Here is a 13858-nt window from a genome sequence, read left to right as displayed (position 1 = left end):
CATTGGGCTAAGGCCATTCATTGGGCGAGGGCTTGGGCAACGGCGGCCTGGTCGACGCTGACGGCGAACTGCGTCTGCAACTGCGCCACCAGCTGGTCGAGCAGATCGTCGGACAGGCCTTGCGTGAAGGATTTTTGCGCATCGTCGGGTACCGAGCTGGCGTCGGATCCGGCCGGCTCGAACACTTCGGCGACCTTGAACAGGATCTGGCCGTCGCCGGTGGGCGAGGGGATCAGCCCGGTGCCGCCTTCGCCGACGCCGAACATCGCAGCAGCACCCTCCTTGCCGAAATCGACATCGTCGGCCTCGCGCTTGACGCCGCGCTTGGTCTGCTTTTCAAGCTTCAGTTCGCCGGCGATGACGTCGAGTGTGGTGCCAGCCTTGAGGCGCTTGTCGAGTTCGTCTGCTTTCGCGGTCAGCCGCTTGGTCGTTTCCTCTGTCGTCCAGTCCGCCACCACGCGCTGGCGGACTTCGTCCAGCGTGCGGTCGCGAGCCGGCGTGATCGATGTCAGTTCATAGAACACGAAGCCGTTGTTAGGCGTGGTCAGGGCTTGATTCTCGGTGTTGGGCTCGGCCTCGAACACCGCCTTGATGAGGTCCGGCGATGCCGGCAGGTCCTTGATGATGGTGCCGTCCGGCTTGAGGCCGGTGCGGTCTATGGCCTCGACGGTAACGTCCTTGAGCTTGAGTTTGGCGGCGGCTTCGGCCAGCGTGCTGCCGGCGGCGCGGGTGTCTTCGTAATTGTCGTGCACGTCGAGCAGGATGCGGCTTGCTTCGCCAAGCGCCAGATCCTTGCGGATCTGGTCTGAGACTTCCGCCAGCGGCTTCACCGTTTCCGGTTTGATCTCGGTAACGCGCAAAAGCACCGGACCGAACGCGCCCTGGACGACCGGGCTGACTTCGTTGACGGCAAGCGCGAATGCGGCATCGGCGACCGCCTTGTCGGTGATCTTATCCTTGGAGAGCGTGCCGAGCAGCGTGTCGGCCGGGGTCTTGCCCTGCGCGGTGACGATCTTGTCGAAAGTGGCGCCCGTCTTCAGCGAATCGGATGCCGCCTTGGCGGCGTCCGCGGAAGGAAACACCAGCTGTTCGATGGTGCGCATTTCCGGCGTGGTGTAGCGGCCCTTGTTCTTGTTGTAGTCGTCGCTGACCTGCTGGTCCGTTACGGCGCTGACATCCATGATGTCTTCGGGCTCGAGCCGGACATAGGAGAATTTGCGGTATTCTGGCGCCGCGTAGGTTTTCTTGTTGGCCTCGAAATAAGCCTGAAGCACGCTGTCGGATGGCGCCTCGATGGGCTCCACCAACGCCTTTGGCAAGATCAGATAGTCGATGGTGCGGTCTTCGCCCCGATAGAGCGCAACTGCCTTGAAGAAGGTGTCCGGAGCCTTGAGGCCGTCCGAAACCGCTTCGACGATCTGCTGGCGCACCGCCACCTGAGCCCGGTTCTTCAGATAATCCTCCGGCCGCATTCCCAGTTCGCGCAGGCGGGATTCGAACAGCCGGCGGTCGAACTGGCCATTCGGGCCCTGGAAGGCGGGTTCCTGCCGCGTCAGTTCGGCCAGCCTGTCCTTGGAGAAGCCAAGCCCGAGCTTGCGCGCCTGTTCGTCAAGGACGGCGCCGGACACCAACTGAGCCAGCACCTGGTTGTCGATGCCATAGGCCTTGGCCTGGTCGCGGCTGATGCGCTGGCCGATCTGCTGCTGCAGCATGGCGATCTGGCGATCATAGGCGAGGCGGTACTCGGTGATCGACACGGTGGTGCTGCCGGCGGTGATCACCGCATGATGGCCGGCCAGGAAGCCGCCCGTCATCCGCGTGGTGACGCCCCAGGCAAGGAAACTCAACACCAGCAGCGACAGCAGGGCTTTCGCGACCCAGGTCCCTGCCGCGCTTCTCAATATACCAAGCATTGTTACTTCCGATTTTTGCGCAGTTTTGCGTGCGCCCGAGTCTGAAACAAGCGCAATAGCGCCCTTCCGGCTCACTGTCGATTGCTTTGTGGCCTGATTTTGATAGGGAGGGCGAGACCCCAATGTCGCCCGGAGAACCAGATCCCCATGACGCCAGGAATTCGACCGCTCGTTGCCGGCAACTGGAAAATGAACGGCACCAGCGCTTCGCTGAACGAGCTCAGGATGATCGGCAACGGCTTCATGAGCGGGCTCGACGCAGAGACCGAAGCATTGGTCTGCGTGCCGGCGACCTTGCTGTCGCGCGCCGTCGAAATCCTGTCGCGCACGCCGGTGCGGGCCGGTGGCGAGGACTGCCACATCAAGGAAAGCGGCGCCTTCACCGGCTGTGTCTCAGCCGAGATGCTGAAGGATGCGGGCGCCAGCCACGTCATTGTCGGCCATTCCGAGTGCCGCGAACAGCGCAGCGAGGACGATGCCATCGTCCTCGCCAAGGCCTCGGCGGCGTGGCGGGCAGGGCTCGTCGCCATCATCTGCATCGGCGAGACCAAGGCCGAGCGCGAAGCGGGCACAGCACTCGACGTATTATCGCGGCAGGTCGCCGGCTCGGTGCCACCGAGCGCAACGCCCGCCAACACCGTTATCGCCTACGAGCCGGTATGGGCTATCGGCACCGGCCTGACGCCGACCGCCGAAGACGTGGCGGAGGCGCACGCACATATCCGCCAAAAACTGGCGGAAGCGCTCGGCGCAGCCGTGGCCGGCAAGATGCGCATCCTCTATGGCGGCTCGGTCAAGGCGTCCAACGCTGTCGAACTGCTGGGCGTCAAAAACGTCGATGGCGCGCTGGTTGGCGGCGCCAGCTTGAAGGCGTCCGACTTTCTCGCCATCGCCGAGGCATACCAGAATATCGCGTAGGCCCCGGAATTTCGGTCATCGACTTATGAACGCAGCAGTTCGGCGGAAATCGTTGCAAAGGGCGCATTGCTTCCCATATTCCGGCCACGGGCTTGGAAATGCCGTTAAAGCATTGTATGGAGCCGCCTCCAAATCACCGGCCCTGATCGCCAGGGAGCGGCAGGGCTTGCCAGGATAAAATATGGAAACCGTACTGATCGTCATCCACCTCATGGTCGTGCTCGCCCTTGTCGGCGTCGTGCTGCTGCAACGCTCCGAAGGCGGTGGTCTCGGCATTGGCGGCGGTTCCGGTTTCATGACCGCGCGTGGCGCCGCCAATGCGCTGACGCGGGCGACAGCGATCCTGGCCGCGGCCTTCTTCGTGACGTCGCTGACACTCTCGATCGTTGCCCGCTATGGCGAAAAACCGATCGACATTCTCGACCGCGTGCCGGCCGACAGCGGCAACGGCGTGCTCAATCAGTTGCCCGGCACGACGGCGCCGACGCCGCCTTCGGGCAACACCGCACCGGCCGCGCCCGCGGCCAACGGCGCCGCTACGACGCCGCCCGCGACGGCTCCCGCCACCACAGCCCCGGCGACGGCTCCATCTCCGGCGACGCCACCTGCAACCGATTCGGCTGCGCCGCCGGCTACCAATGGCGTTACCTTGCCGGTCACGCCGCAGGTTCCGAACCAGTAGTCGGTACGGTCAGATGCCGCGATCTGTTGTTGTTTCAACACAGTCGCGGCAAATGGCACACGATCACGAAGATTCGACCGCACCCCGTGCTTGAGGCCCGTACGCCACTTCGATTATAGATTGCCGGCGGCACTTTCTGCGCCCTTGGGGGGCGCCGGGCGACGCCGTGGGCAACAAGCATTGAACGATCGGATCTTCGCCATGCAGCTTCGCAGCTTCATTTTCATGGGGTTTTGTGCCGTATTCGGCATGAGCTCCGCGGCCTTCGCCGGCACTCCGGCAATGACCTCACCGCAGGCGGTTGGCAAAACCGCTGTCATCAACGTCGCCGCCAAGAGCGATGCGACGCAGCTGAAGCTTCTCAAGAAGAAGAAAAACCCGAGCCCGGACGATCTGGCTCAGATCAGCAAGCTCGAAGACAAGATCGCCGCCGACAGGGATCTCGCCCGCGTCAAGGTGCTCGAGGCCCGCAAGGTGGCGATGCGCGATGCGGCGAAAGCCAGGGCCGACGCCCAGCGCCAGGCGTTCCTGGCCAGCAAGGGCAAGCCGGTGGTGATCGCTGACGCCAAGCCAGGCAAGAAGATCACCAAGATCATCGCTCCGGTTGACCCGATCGCGCCGGTCGAGCCGATCGAATCGGCCGAACCGCTTCCGGCCGAAGCGATGAATATCGCGCTGACCGGCAACAATGGCGAATTGCGCAGCGAGGCCCCGGGCCAGAAGCCGACGAGTGGCGGACTGTTCGCCGGCCTGTTCGGCGGCACGTCCTCTGCCTCGTCGATTGCCTATCTCCCCGAAACGCGCGCGCTCGACCAGGCTCTCGCCAAGCGGCAAGCCAAGAAGCAGTTCAAGGTGAAGCCGGAATTCGTGCCGCAGGACGTCGAATTCAGCGGCTATGAGCCGGGTACGATCGTCATCGATACCAGCGCGCGCCGCCTCTACCTCGTCGAATCGGCTTTCACCGCCCGCCGCTATGCGATCGCGGTCGGCCGCGAAGGCCTGCAGTTCAAGGGCAAGGTTGCCGTTGGCGACAAGCAGGAATGGCCGCGCTGGATCCCGACGCTCGACATGCAGAAGCGCGAACCCAAGCATTATGGCCAGTACAAGGACGGCATGCCCGGCGGCGGCCAGAACCCGCTCGGCGCCCGCGCCATCTATCTCTACGACGGCAAGAAGGACACGCATCTGCGCATCCACGGCACCATCGCGCCGCAGTCGATCGGAACCAGCGCCTCCAATGGCTGCTTCCGCATGATCAACGAGCACGTCATGGACCTCTATAGCCGCGTCAGGGTCGGCACCAAGGTCGTCATCATCTGACGCTTTCACAAACCTGGCGAAAGGGCCGGCTTTTGCCGGCCCTTTTGTTTTGACCAAAACACCGGTCTCGAACCTCGGGACTATCGCGCCTTCTCTGGAAAAAGCCTCAGCGGCGGTTTTTTCTCTGGCGGAATCAATTCGGCCGCGTTAAGCGATGACTCCCATGGCGCGATATGTATTCATCACAGGCGGCGTGGTTTCCTCACTTGGAAAAGGCATCGCTGCAGCGGCCCTTGGGGCTCTCTTGCAGGCGCGAGGCTATCGCGCACGCATCAAAAAGCTCGATCCCTATCTCAATGTCGATCCCGGAACGATGTCGCCTTACCAGCATGGCGAGGTTTTCGTCACCGATGACGGCGCCGAGACCGATCTCGATCTTGGCCATTACGAGCGCTTCACCGGCCGCTCGGCCAACCAGCAGGACAACATCACCACCGGCCGCATCTACAAGAACATCATCGAGCGCGAACGGCGCGGTGACTATCTCGGCGCCACCGTGCAGGTCATTCCGCACGTCACCGACGAGATCAAGAATTTCGTCCTCGACGGCAATGACGACTATGATTTCGTGCTGTGCGAGATCGGCGGCACGGTTGGCGATATCGAGGCGATGCCGTTTCTCGAGGCTATCCGCCAGCTCGGCAACGATCTGCCGCGCAACAACGCCGTCTATGTCCACCTGACCTTGATGCCTTACATCCCGACGGCCGGCGAGCTGAAGACCAAGCCGACCCAGCATTCGGTCAAGGAACTGCGCGGCATCGGCATCGCGCCCGATATCCTGCTGGTCCGCGCCGACCGCGCCATCCCCAAGGAAGAGCGCAGAAAACTGTCGCTGTTCTGCAATGTGCGCGAAAGTGCCGTCATCCAGGCGCTCGACGTGCCCCACATCTATGACGTGCCGATGGCTTACCACAAGGAAGGGCTCGATTCGGAAGTGCTGGCCGCCTTCGGTATCGATCCGGCGCCGAAGCCGCGCATGGAGCCCTGGCAGGCCGTGTCCAACCGCATCCACAATCCGGAAGGCGAGGTGACGATTGCCATTGTCGGCAAATACACCGGCCTCAAGGATGCCTACAAATCGCTGATCGAGGCTTTGTCGCATGGCGGCATGGCCAACCGCGTCAAGGTCAAGCTCGACTGGATCGAGAGCGAGATTTTCGAGAAGGAAGACCCCACGCCGTGGCTGGAAAAGGTGCACGGCATCCTGGTGCCCGGCGGCTTCGGCGAGCGCGGCTCGGAAGGCAAGATCCTGGCGGCGAAATTCGCCCGCGAGCGCAAGGTGCCGTATTTCGGAATCTGCTTCGGCATGCAGATGGCCTGCATCGAGGCGGCGCGCTCGCTGGCGGGCGTCGAACACGCCTCGTCGACCGAATTCGGTCCGACCGACGAGCCGGTCGTCGGCCTGATGACCGAATGGCTGAAAGGCAACATGCTGGAGAAGCGCCGCGAAACCGGCGATCTCGGCGGCACCATGCGGCTCGGCGCCTATCAGGCTGAACTCGCCAAGGGTTCGAAGATCGCCGACATCTATGGCGACACCCAGATTTCCGAGCGCCATCGCCACCGCTACGAGGTCAACATCGACTACAAGGAGCGGCTTGAGGATTGCGGCTTGGTGTTTGCCGGCATGTCGCCCGACGGTGTGCTGCCGGAAACCGTCGAATATCCCGACCATCCCTGGTTTATCGGCGTCCAGTATCACCCGGAGCTGAAGAGCCGGCCGCTCGAGCCGCATCCCCTGTTCGCCAGCTTCATCTCGGCCGCGGTGGACCAGTCGCGACTGGTCTAGGGCCACGGTGAGGTTCCGCATCTGATGCAGACCTATGTTGCGCTGCTCTACAGCATCATCCTGGGCGAAGGCCGCCGGGTCGTTATGGCCGACCTCAAGGCGATGGCTGAACAGCTTGGGCTTAAGAACCCGCGCACCCTGGTGGCGACCGGTAATCTGGTCTTCGAGACACGGGCGACTGGCATCGCCAAGCTGGAACAGCGGCTGGAAACGGCCTTCGAAAAAACCTTCGGCCGCAATGTCGTCATCATCGTGCGCACTGCCGAGGATTGGCTGAAACTTGCCGCCGGCAACCCATTCCCGGCCGACTCTGCCGAGGCAGGCAATCAGGTGGCTGTGCGGGTGATGCGCAAGCTAGCGCCAGCGGATGGTGTGGCCGCGCTCCAGGCCTATGCCGCCGAGGACGAGAGGGTGGCTTCGGTCGACGGCGACATCTGGGTCGTCTTTTCGCGCGAGCGGCCAAGCTCGCGGCTGCTCGCTGCCATGAACCACAAGCGCATGGGCATCGGCACCGCACGCAACTGGAACACGGTGCGGAGGTTGGCTGAGATGGTGGAGTAGGGAGTAGGGAGTAGGGAGTAGGGAGTAGGGAGTAGGGAGTAGGGAGTAGGGATTATACTATTCCCACTGACTACTGACTACTGACTACTGACTACTCCCTATCCCTCATTTCACGCCTTGGCCGTCCTGGCCCCTGCGCCAAGGGCGGCGGTGCGAAGGACGTAGTAGATGACCCCTGCAATGCCGACGCCGAAGAACCAGCCATAAACGCCCCACCATGCCGGCAGCAAGTTGGTGAAGTTCGGCAGGACCGAGGAGAAGATGGCGCCGATGCCGGCGGCTATGAAGGCGTTGACGTGCCAGCCGCCCTGGAAGCGGAACTCGCCATCTTCGCGGTACAGTGCCTCGACGTCGACCTCGCCCTTCCGGATCAGATAGTAGTCGACCATCATCACCCCGAAGATCGGCCCCATCGTCGCGCCGATGACGTTGACGAAAGACGCGGCACTGCCTTCCCACGGCGCGAAGGGATAAAGCACCAGCGCGATCACGGCCGCGATATAGCCGCCCTTCTTGAAGTCGATCTGCCGGGGAAAGACGTTGGAGAAGTCGAAGGCCGGCGAGACGAAGTTTGCCACCACATTGATGCCGAGCGTTGCCACGGCAAAAGTCAGGGCTGCAAGCGCTGCCAGGAACCAGCTGTCGAATTTCGCCGAGATCTGGTCGGGATGCAGAAGCACTTCGCCATAGACGTCGAAGGCAGCGATGGTGGTCACGCCGGCGACCAGCGAGAACAGGATGAGATTGATCGGCAGGCCCCAGATGTTGCCCTTGCGCAGCGATGCCTTGTCTGGGGCATAGCGGGCGAAATCGCAGAAATTGAGATAGAGCGCTGAGAAATAGGTGACCCAGATCGCCGCCACCGCAAACAGCGACGTCCAGGAGCCAGGGGTTCCGGGTACGCCGGCATCCTTTGTCTTGTCGAGCAGCACATCCATCGGGATGTCGCTGGTGAAGGCAAATCTCCCGGATTTTACACAGAGATAGATCGCCAGGATCAACATCATCACCCACACCGCCGGTCCGGCCCAATCCTGGAAGCGGCGCACCGTTTCCATGCCGTTCTGGATGATCAGCAATTGCAGTGCCCAGATGACCACAAAACAGATCACTTCCAGACCCGTATGGCCGAGGAAATGCGTGTTGGCGTTGAAATCGGCGAACCATTGCGAGCGGATCAGCAACGCCACGATCGCGCCCGATGCCGCTGCCGTCTGCGCGCCGTACCAGAAGCAGGCGACGATGGCGCGCACCAGGGCCGGAATGTTGGCGCCCCAGATGCCGAAGGACGCGCGCGCCAGCACGGGATAGGGCACGCCGGTCTTCACGCCGGCATAGCCGACCATGTTCATCAGCGCGTAGATGATCAGCGAACCGATGCCGATGGCGATGATGAAATTGACGAAGCCGCCGCAAAACAGGAACAGGCTTGCGGCGAGATAATAGCCCCAGAGGCTGTGGACGTCCGACGTCCAGACGTTGAAGATCGAGAACGGCCCCCAGTTTCGGACTTTGGCCGGAGCCAGATCCTCATTGTATAGATCAGGTGATGCGCCTTGTATGGTCACTGCGATGTCCTCCCCTTGATGCCGCACGCGCCCTCACGCGTCGACTGCGCAGGTTATGCCTGACGCAGGGGAACCGGCAAGCAATCCATTTGCCGGCTTTGGCCTTAAAGATATTCAATGAGAACAGCGCTTATCGATCGGCTTTTGGCGAAGGTCGGCGCAATCGCGGCGATCTTGATTCGACCCGCAGACGGCAGGGATCAGGACGCTTTGCGGTTGAGGGCCGGTGATGCGTCGAAATTGGCGGCAAGCCAGGCTATCGCGCAGGTGACATCATCGAGCCTGTATTGGGCCACGGTCGGCCCACGCGGCTTGACCCGGATCGAGATGCCGCCGGCCTCGTTGATCGCCTCGAAACCGTTTTCGTCGGCGGTGTCGTCGCCGAGAAACACCGGCCGGCGTCCGGCAAAGGGCGGGATTGCCATGAAACGCCGCACGGCAGCGCCCTTGGCCGCTTCGAGCGGCATGAGTTCGACGCCGGCGTTGCCCGGGATAACCCGATAGCCCTTGGGAAGCTCGGTCAAAGCCTGTTCGACAAGATGCGTTGCCCTGGCCAGCAGATGCGGCGCCGCACGCGTATGGATGGCGAGGATCGGACCCTTGCGCTCGATATGAACAAGGCCGTCATCCAGTTCGGCCTCGATGGCGTCGGCAAGGGCAGCGATATCGGCGGGAGCATCGGCGGTAACGACCGGGCCGTCCGGCGTCAGCCGGTGTTCCAGCCCATAGAGACCGGCAACACGCAGCTTCAACGGATGAAACAGGCGGTCGGCGCCCTCGACCGAGCGGCCGGTGATAAAGGCGACGGCGCCGTCCAGCCGTTTGTCGACGGCGCCGAGGAGGTTGCGCAGTTCGTCGCTCACGGACACGGCGTCGGGGTGCGCGGCGTGCTCCAGCAACGTGCCGTCGATGTCGAGGAAAAGCGCCCATTGTCCTTCCGGCAGGTCGGGTGCGGTTGGCAGGCCCGGTGCTTTCGACAGGCTATTCATGACGCCACCTTCCGCATGCGGTCGAACAGTGAGACGATGTTGCTGCCGGTGTTTGCGGGCCGCTCGGCGACACTTGTCGCTCTTTCGAGGTCGCCGCGTTTGCGCAGGCGCGCCGCATCGAGCAGCATGCTGCCGGCCCAGCGAAAGACATTGTTGTCGCGCACTATTTCGCGCATCGGGCGCATGCGCTCGCGTTGTTCGTCCGGTGACATGGTCAGCGCCTGCAGCAGCACCTGGCTCATCATCGCCGCGTCGTAAGGATTGACGATCAGTGCTTCCAGCAGTTCGCGCGACGCGCCGGCAAACGTGCTGAGCAACAGCACGCCCTGTTCGTCGTCACGCGCGGCGACGAATTCCTTGGCTACGAGGTTCATGCCGTCATGCAGGCTGGTGACCATGCAGATGTCGGCGGCGCGATAGATCTCATAGACCTGTTGCTGCGAATGGTGCTCAGCCACCATGACCACGGGCTTGTAGCCGTCATGACCGTAGCGCTGGTTGAGCTCGTTGGCATAACGCAGGCATTCATCGTGCAATTGCTGGTACGCCGGCAGCGTGCCGCGGCTTGGGGCAGCAATCTGCAGGAACACTACCTTGCCGATCCACTCGGGGTGGCGCGTAAACAATTCGTCCAGCGCATGGAAGCGATCGAGGATGCCCTTGGTGTAGTCCAGGCGCTCGACGCCGACGCACAGCTTGACGTCCGCCGACAGGCCGAACTGCTCACGCAGGCGGGCGCGGCTTTCCTCGACCGGTGGCAGTTTGGCCAGGAGTTCGGCCGGCCATTCGATGGAGATGGGATAGGCGTGCACCAGTGTCGTCCGCCCGCCATACGAGATCGCGGCGTCGGCGCGCTCGATCCGGCTTTCCAGGAACCTGTCTACGCTTTCAGTGAAATTATTGGCATGAAACTGGGTGTGAAAGCCGATGATCGAGCTCCCGAGCAGTCCATCAAGAACGCGTTCGCGCCATGGGCAGATGCTGAACACTTCGGAGTTCGGCCACGGGATGTGCCAGAAGGTGATGATGATCGCCTCCGGCAGGCGCTCGCGGATCATGCGCGGCAGGAGCGCGAAATGGTAATCCTGAACCAGCACGATCGGCCGCTCATTGCGCGCCTCGGCAACCACCATATCGGCGAATTTGCGGTTGACGACCTCATAGGCCTCCCAGTCCGAGGCACGGAAGACCGGCCGGGTGAAGGCGATATGGCAGAGCGGCCAAAGCCCTTCATTGGCAAAGCCGAGATAGTAGCCCTGATATTCGTCGTCGCTCAGCCACACGCGGCGCAGCGTATAGGACGGATTGTCCGGCGGCACCTGAACCCGATCGTTGCTATCGACCGTCAGACGATCCGCCGTTCCGCCGCCATAGGCGATCCAGGTGCCGCTGCAGGCGCGGGTGATAGGCTCAAGCGCCGACACCAGGCCGCTGGCCGGCACCAGAAGCTCGACGCCGTCGTCCTTGATGTTGTGGATATAGGGTTCTCGGTTCGAGACGACGATGACCTGCGCGTCCGGCAGGTCGTCGGCAAGTATCTTGCGCAAGGTGTCGGGCGACCAGTTCACCAGCGCCGCGTCGGGAGATTGTCCATTCTTCTCGAACTCCCGCAAAACCTTGCGCGTCGCTTCCGATGCGACGTCCTCGCCGGCAGTCGGTGCAACCGTCAAGCTATGGCTACGACGTTGCCTGGAGATCGATAACAGAACGGCTAGAATCGAAAGGCCAAGGCTTGCAAGGATCAAGACCCAGAGCAGGGCCATGCCATAATCAGTCATTCCAATTCAACTCAATTTTGGCCGTCAGGGCCTTTTTCTTCATGGTTCAATTTGAGTGTTCGCAGCCGACGATCGCCCGTGAGAACCTGTGTTTTTTGCAACGCACAAACCCTGGGATCGGTTCCCGTTGAAAGCCGTTCCGATCATGTCCGCACGATCAGCGGAACCAGCCCCTCATGGCGGTCGGCGAGAAAGGCGACGACGCGGTCGCCGACGCGCTGAAAGGTAAGATCGACCCTCTTTTCGCCGACACCCAGATGCCTGAGCGTCAGCGTATCGATGCCGATCGGCAAACGGGGTCGGGTCACATGGATTTCGCCGTTCCAGCCGTCGATTTCCAGACCGAGGCACGCCTGCATCAGCATGAAGGCCGAGCCTGCGGACCAGGCTTGCGGCAGGCAGGCGACGGGGTAGGCGATCGGTGCTTCACCCGGCGAGCGGGTAAAGCCGCAGAACAGTTCCGGCAGCCGCATGTTGAAGTGCACGGCGGATTCGAACGTGCCGCTCATCAGCCGCACCACGCTGTCACGCTCGCCGAACCGCGCCAGGCCGGCGCCGCACATCGCCGTATCATGCGGCCAGATGGAACCATTGTGGTACGACATCGGGTTGAACAGCACAGCATCGTCGGAAAGCGTTCGCACCCCCCAGCCGGAGTGGAAGGAAGCCGAAAGCAACTGGTCGGCGACCATCTTCGCCCGCGACGGTTCGGGCAGGCCGACATAGAGCAGGTGTCCGGCATTCGACGTGCGCACCTTGCACGGCTCGCCGGCGCCGTCGATCGCCAGCGCATAGAAGCCGAGATCATCCAGCCAGAAATCACGCTCGACGGCGATCCGCATCTCTTCGGCGCGATTTTCCCAGTGCTCGGCCTGCGCGAACTCGCCCCGGCGGCGGGCGAGAGCGGCAAGCCCCCTGAAGGCGGCGAAGACATAACCCTGTACTTCGACCAGCGCGATCGGCCCCTTGGGAATGCGGCCGTCGGCGTGGAAGACCGAGTCGAAGCTGTCCTTCCAGCCCTGGTTCGCAAGGCCGGATTCGGCGGCGCGCTGATAGGTGACGAAGCCGGTTGCGCGGCTCGCCTCTTCCGTCCACTTGGCGGCGGCGCAGAGAGACGGCCACAGGCTGGCGATGAAGTCCATGTCGCCGGTGCGCTCGGCATAGGCGCAAGCGAGGTGGATGTAGAGCGGCGTGGTATCGACGCCGCCATAGTAGCGGCCGAAAGGCAATTCCTGCAGAGCCACCATCTCGCCCTTGCGCGTCTCGTGCATGATCTTGCCGGGCTGCGAGTCGCTGAAAGGCGATGTCTCGGTCGCCTGGTGCTGGGCGAGGAAGGCAAGCACGCCGCGCGCCAGGCCGGGGTTGAGCCATAGCATCTGCAGCGCCGAGATGACGCCGTCACGGCCGAAGGCCGTCGAAAACCAGGGGATGCCGGCATAGGGGTAGGGGCCGGTCGACAACTCGGTGGTCAGCAAGGCGACATCCGCGCGGGCGCGTTCGACCCAATCGTTGAAGACGCGACCCGAACTGTGCACCGTCGCGCCATGGCGGCGCTTGGCCCGCATGCCGAAACGGGCGCGCGCCGCGGCCGCCCGGAAGCGGTCGCGGTCGGGCGTTTCGGTCAGTTCCGCGCCGACCTCGACGTAAAGCATCTTGCTGCTGCGCTTGGTCACTGCGATGAGGAAATCCGCGCGCTCGGCGCTCAACTGGTCTGGCGGCTGCGAGAACGAGATCGCCGACACCCGCGCCAGCCCGTCCAGTCCGTCATAGCGCAGCAGCACCGAGGCAGGCGCGATCTCCGCTGCATGCGCCATTCCGCGCTTCGGCCGGGTCGAACCGCGCACCTCGAACATGTCGCGGAAATCGGCGGCAAAATGCAGCGAGACGCGGATTGCCGAATGCTCCTGGCTGTAGTTGGAAAGGGTGATGCGCTCGAACAGCCGGTCCTGCCACAACAGCCTGACGCGCTCGATATGGATGGCGCCCTGCGGGATGTCGCGGCCACCGACGCTTTGCATCGGCAAATTGGTCATATTGCTGGTGAACAGCACATTGTCCTGGCTGAGCGAGGCGCCGAGCAGCGATGTCTGCCGGCCGCCGACGGTGAGCCTGAACTCCGACAGCACCCGGGTGTCGTCACGGAAGAAACCGTCGCCCGCACCCCTGATATCGCCGTAGGCATCGGCCACGGCAAAACAGTCGCCTTGCTTTAGGGCAAACAGCCGGTGCGGCTCGCGCGGCGCGGTTTCGTCCAGGGAGGCAAGGGCCACGGCAGGGTCGAGCTTGCGCTCGTCAAGTTCGGTCATCAGTCACAAATCTCTGTTTCGGGCTCGGAAC

10 protein-coding genes are annotated in these 13858 nt (G+C 62.9%); 5 read left to right on the top strand and 5 right to left on the bottom strand.

Translation table 11 applies throughout. The features are described from left to right. Positions 1-17 precede the first annotated feature (17 nt). Entirely contained in the window at positions 18-1913 is a 1896-nt protein-coding gene (locus tag NKJ18_RS11710; RefSeq protein ID WP_352758264.1) for a peptidylprolyl isomerase, read from the bottom strand. Positions 1914-2060: 147 nt separating this feature from the next. Here NKJ18_RS11710 and tpiA point away from each other — a divergent pair, with 147 nt between their 5' ends. The 5 genes from tpiA (at position 2061) to NKJ18_RS11685 (ending at position 7186) form a co-directional block, all read left to right on the top strand. After that, entirely contained in the window at positions 2061-2831 is a 771-nt protein-coding gene (tpiA, locus tag NKJ18_RS11705) for a triose-phosphate isomerase (RefSeq protein ID WP_023671052.1), read from the top strand. A gap of 181 nt (positions 2832-3012) precedes the next feature. Further along, positions 3013-3513 (top strand): preprotein translocase subunit SecG, encoded by a 501-nt coding sequence (gene secG, locus NKJ18_RS11700; RefSeq protein ID WP_023688558.1) that lies wholly within the window; start codon positions 3013-3015, stop codon positions 3511-3513. A 201-nt stretch (positions 3514-3714) separates the two neighbouring features. Continuing rightward, complete coding sequence (locus tag NKJ18_RS11695) at positions 3715-4833, top strand: L,D-transpeptidase (protein ID WP_352758263.1); 1119 nt, start codon at positions 3715-3717, stop codon at positions 4831-4833. 154 nt (positions 4834-4987) lie between these two features. Continuing rightward, positions 4988-6625: a CTP synthase gene (gene pyrG, locus NKJ18_RS11690; RefSeq protein WP_081725397.1), complete on the top strand. Its 1638-nt coding sequence runs from the start codon at positions 4988-4990 to the stop codon at positions 6623-6625. A 24-nt stretch (positions 6626-6649) separates the two neighbouring features. Then, positions 6650-7186, top strand: a complete 537-nt coding sequence (locus NKJ18_RS11685) for a DUF1697 domain-containing protein (protein ID WP_352758262.1) — start codon at positions 6650-6652, stop codon at positions 7184-7186. Between the two features lie 110 nt (positions 7187-7296). Here NKJ18_RS11685 and NKJ18_RS11680 read toward each other — a convergent pair whose 3' ends face one another. From NKJ18_RS11680 to NKJ18_RS11665, 4 genes are all read right to left on the bottom strand, one after another. Continuing rightward, a complete protein-coding gene (locus tag NKJ18_RS11680; RefSeq protein WP_023688556.1) occupies positions 7297-8754 on the bottom strand; it encodes an NCS1 family nucleobase:cation symporter-1 in 1458 nt (485 codons plus the stop codon). Between the two features lie 200 nt (positions 8755-8954). Further along, entirely contained in the window at positions 8955-9743 is a 789-nt protein-coding gene (gene otsB, locus NKJ18_RS11675; RefSeq protein WP_023702849.1) for a trehalose-phosphatase, read from the bottom strand. Next, positions 9740-11521, bottom strand: a complete 1782-nt coding sequence (locus tag NKJ18_RS11670; RefSeq protein WP_352758261.1) for an alpha,alpha-trehalose-phosphate synthase (UDP-forming) — start codon at positions 11519-11521, stop codon at positions 9740-9742. Before NKJ18_RS11670 ends, otsB begins: the two co-directional genes overlap by 4 nt. 143 nt (positions 11522-11664) lie before the next feature. Next, positions 11665-13827: an amylo-alpha-1,6-glucosidase gene (locus tag NKJ18_RS11665; protein ID WP_352758260.1), complete on the bottom strand. Its 2163-nt coding sequence runs from the start codon at positions 13825-13827 to the stop codon at positions 11665-11667. Positions 13828-13858: the final 31 nt, after the last annotated feature.

Source organism: Mesorhizobium sp. M0217 (assembly GCF_040321955.1).
GTDB lineage: Bacteria > Pseudomonadota > Alphaproteobacteria > Rhizobiales > Rhizobiaceae > Mesorhizobium.
Note: the sequence above shows the minus strand (reverse complement) of the source record. Positions and strands in the feature narration are given on the sequence as shown.

What these genes read in the sequence shown, in the direction of transcription:
- NKJ18_RS11710 (WP_352758264.1), bottom strand. Translation starts at nt 1,913, where the DNA reads ATGCTTGGTATATTGAGAAGCGCGGCAGGGACCTGGGTCGCGAAAGCC.
- tpiA (WP_023671052.1), top strand. Translation starts at nt 2,061, where the DNA reads ATGACGCCAGGAATTCGACCGCTCGTTGCCGGCAACTGGAAAATGAAC.
- secG (WP_023688558.1), top strand. Translation starts at nt 3,013, where the DNA reads ATGGAAACCGTACTGATCGTCATCCACCTCATGGTCGTGCTCGCCCTT.
- NKJ18_RS11695 (WP_352758263.1), top strand. Translation starts at nt 3,715, where the DNA reads ATGCAGCTTCGCAGCTTCATTTTCATGGGGTTTTGTGCCGTATTCGGC.
- pyrG (WP_081725397.1), top strand. Translation starts at nt 4,988, where the DNA reads ATGACTCCCATGGCGCGATATGTATTCATCACAGGCGGCGTGGTTTCC.
- NKJ18_RS11685 (WP_352758262.1), top strand. Translation starts at nt 6,650, where the DNA reads ATGCAGACCTATGTTGCGCTGCTCTACAGCATCATCCTGGGCGAAGGC.
- otsB (WP_023702849.1), bottom strand. Translation starts at nt 9,743, where the DNA reads ATGAATAGCCTGTCGAAAGCACCGGGCCTGCCAACCGCACCCGACCTG.
- NKJ18_RS11670 (WP_352758261.1), bottom strand. Translation starts at nt 11,521, where the DNA reads ATGACTGATTATGGCATGGCCCTGCTCTGGGTCTTGATCCTTGCAAGC.
- NKJ18_RS11665 (WP_352758260.1), bottom strand. Translation starts at nt 13,827, where the DNA reads ATGACCGAACTTGACGAGCGCAAGCTCGACCCTGCCGTGGCCCTTGCC.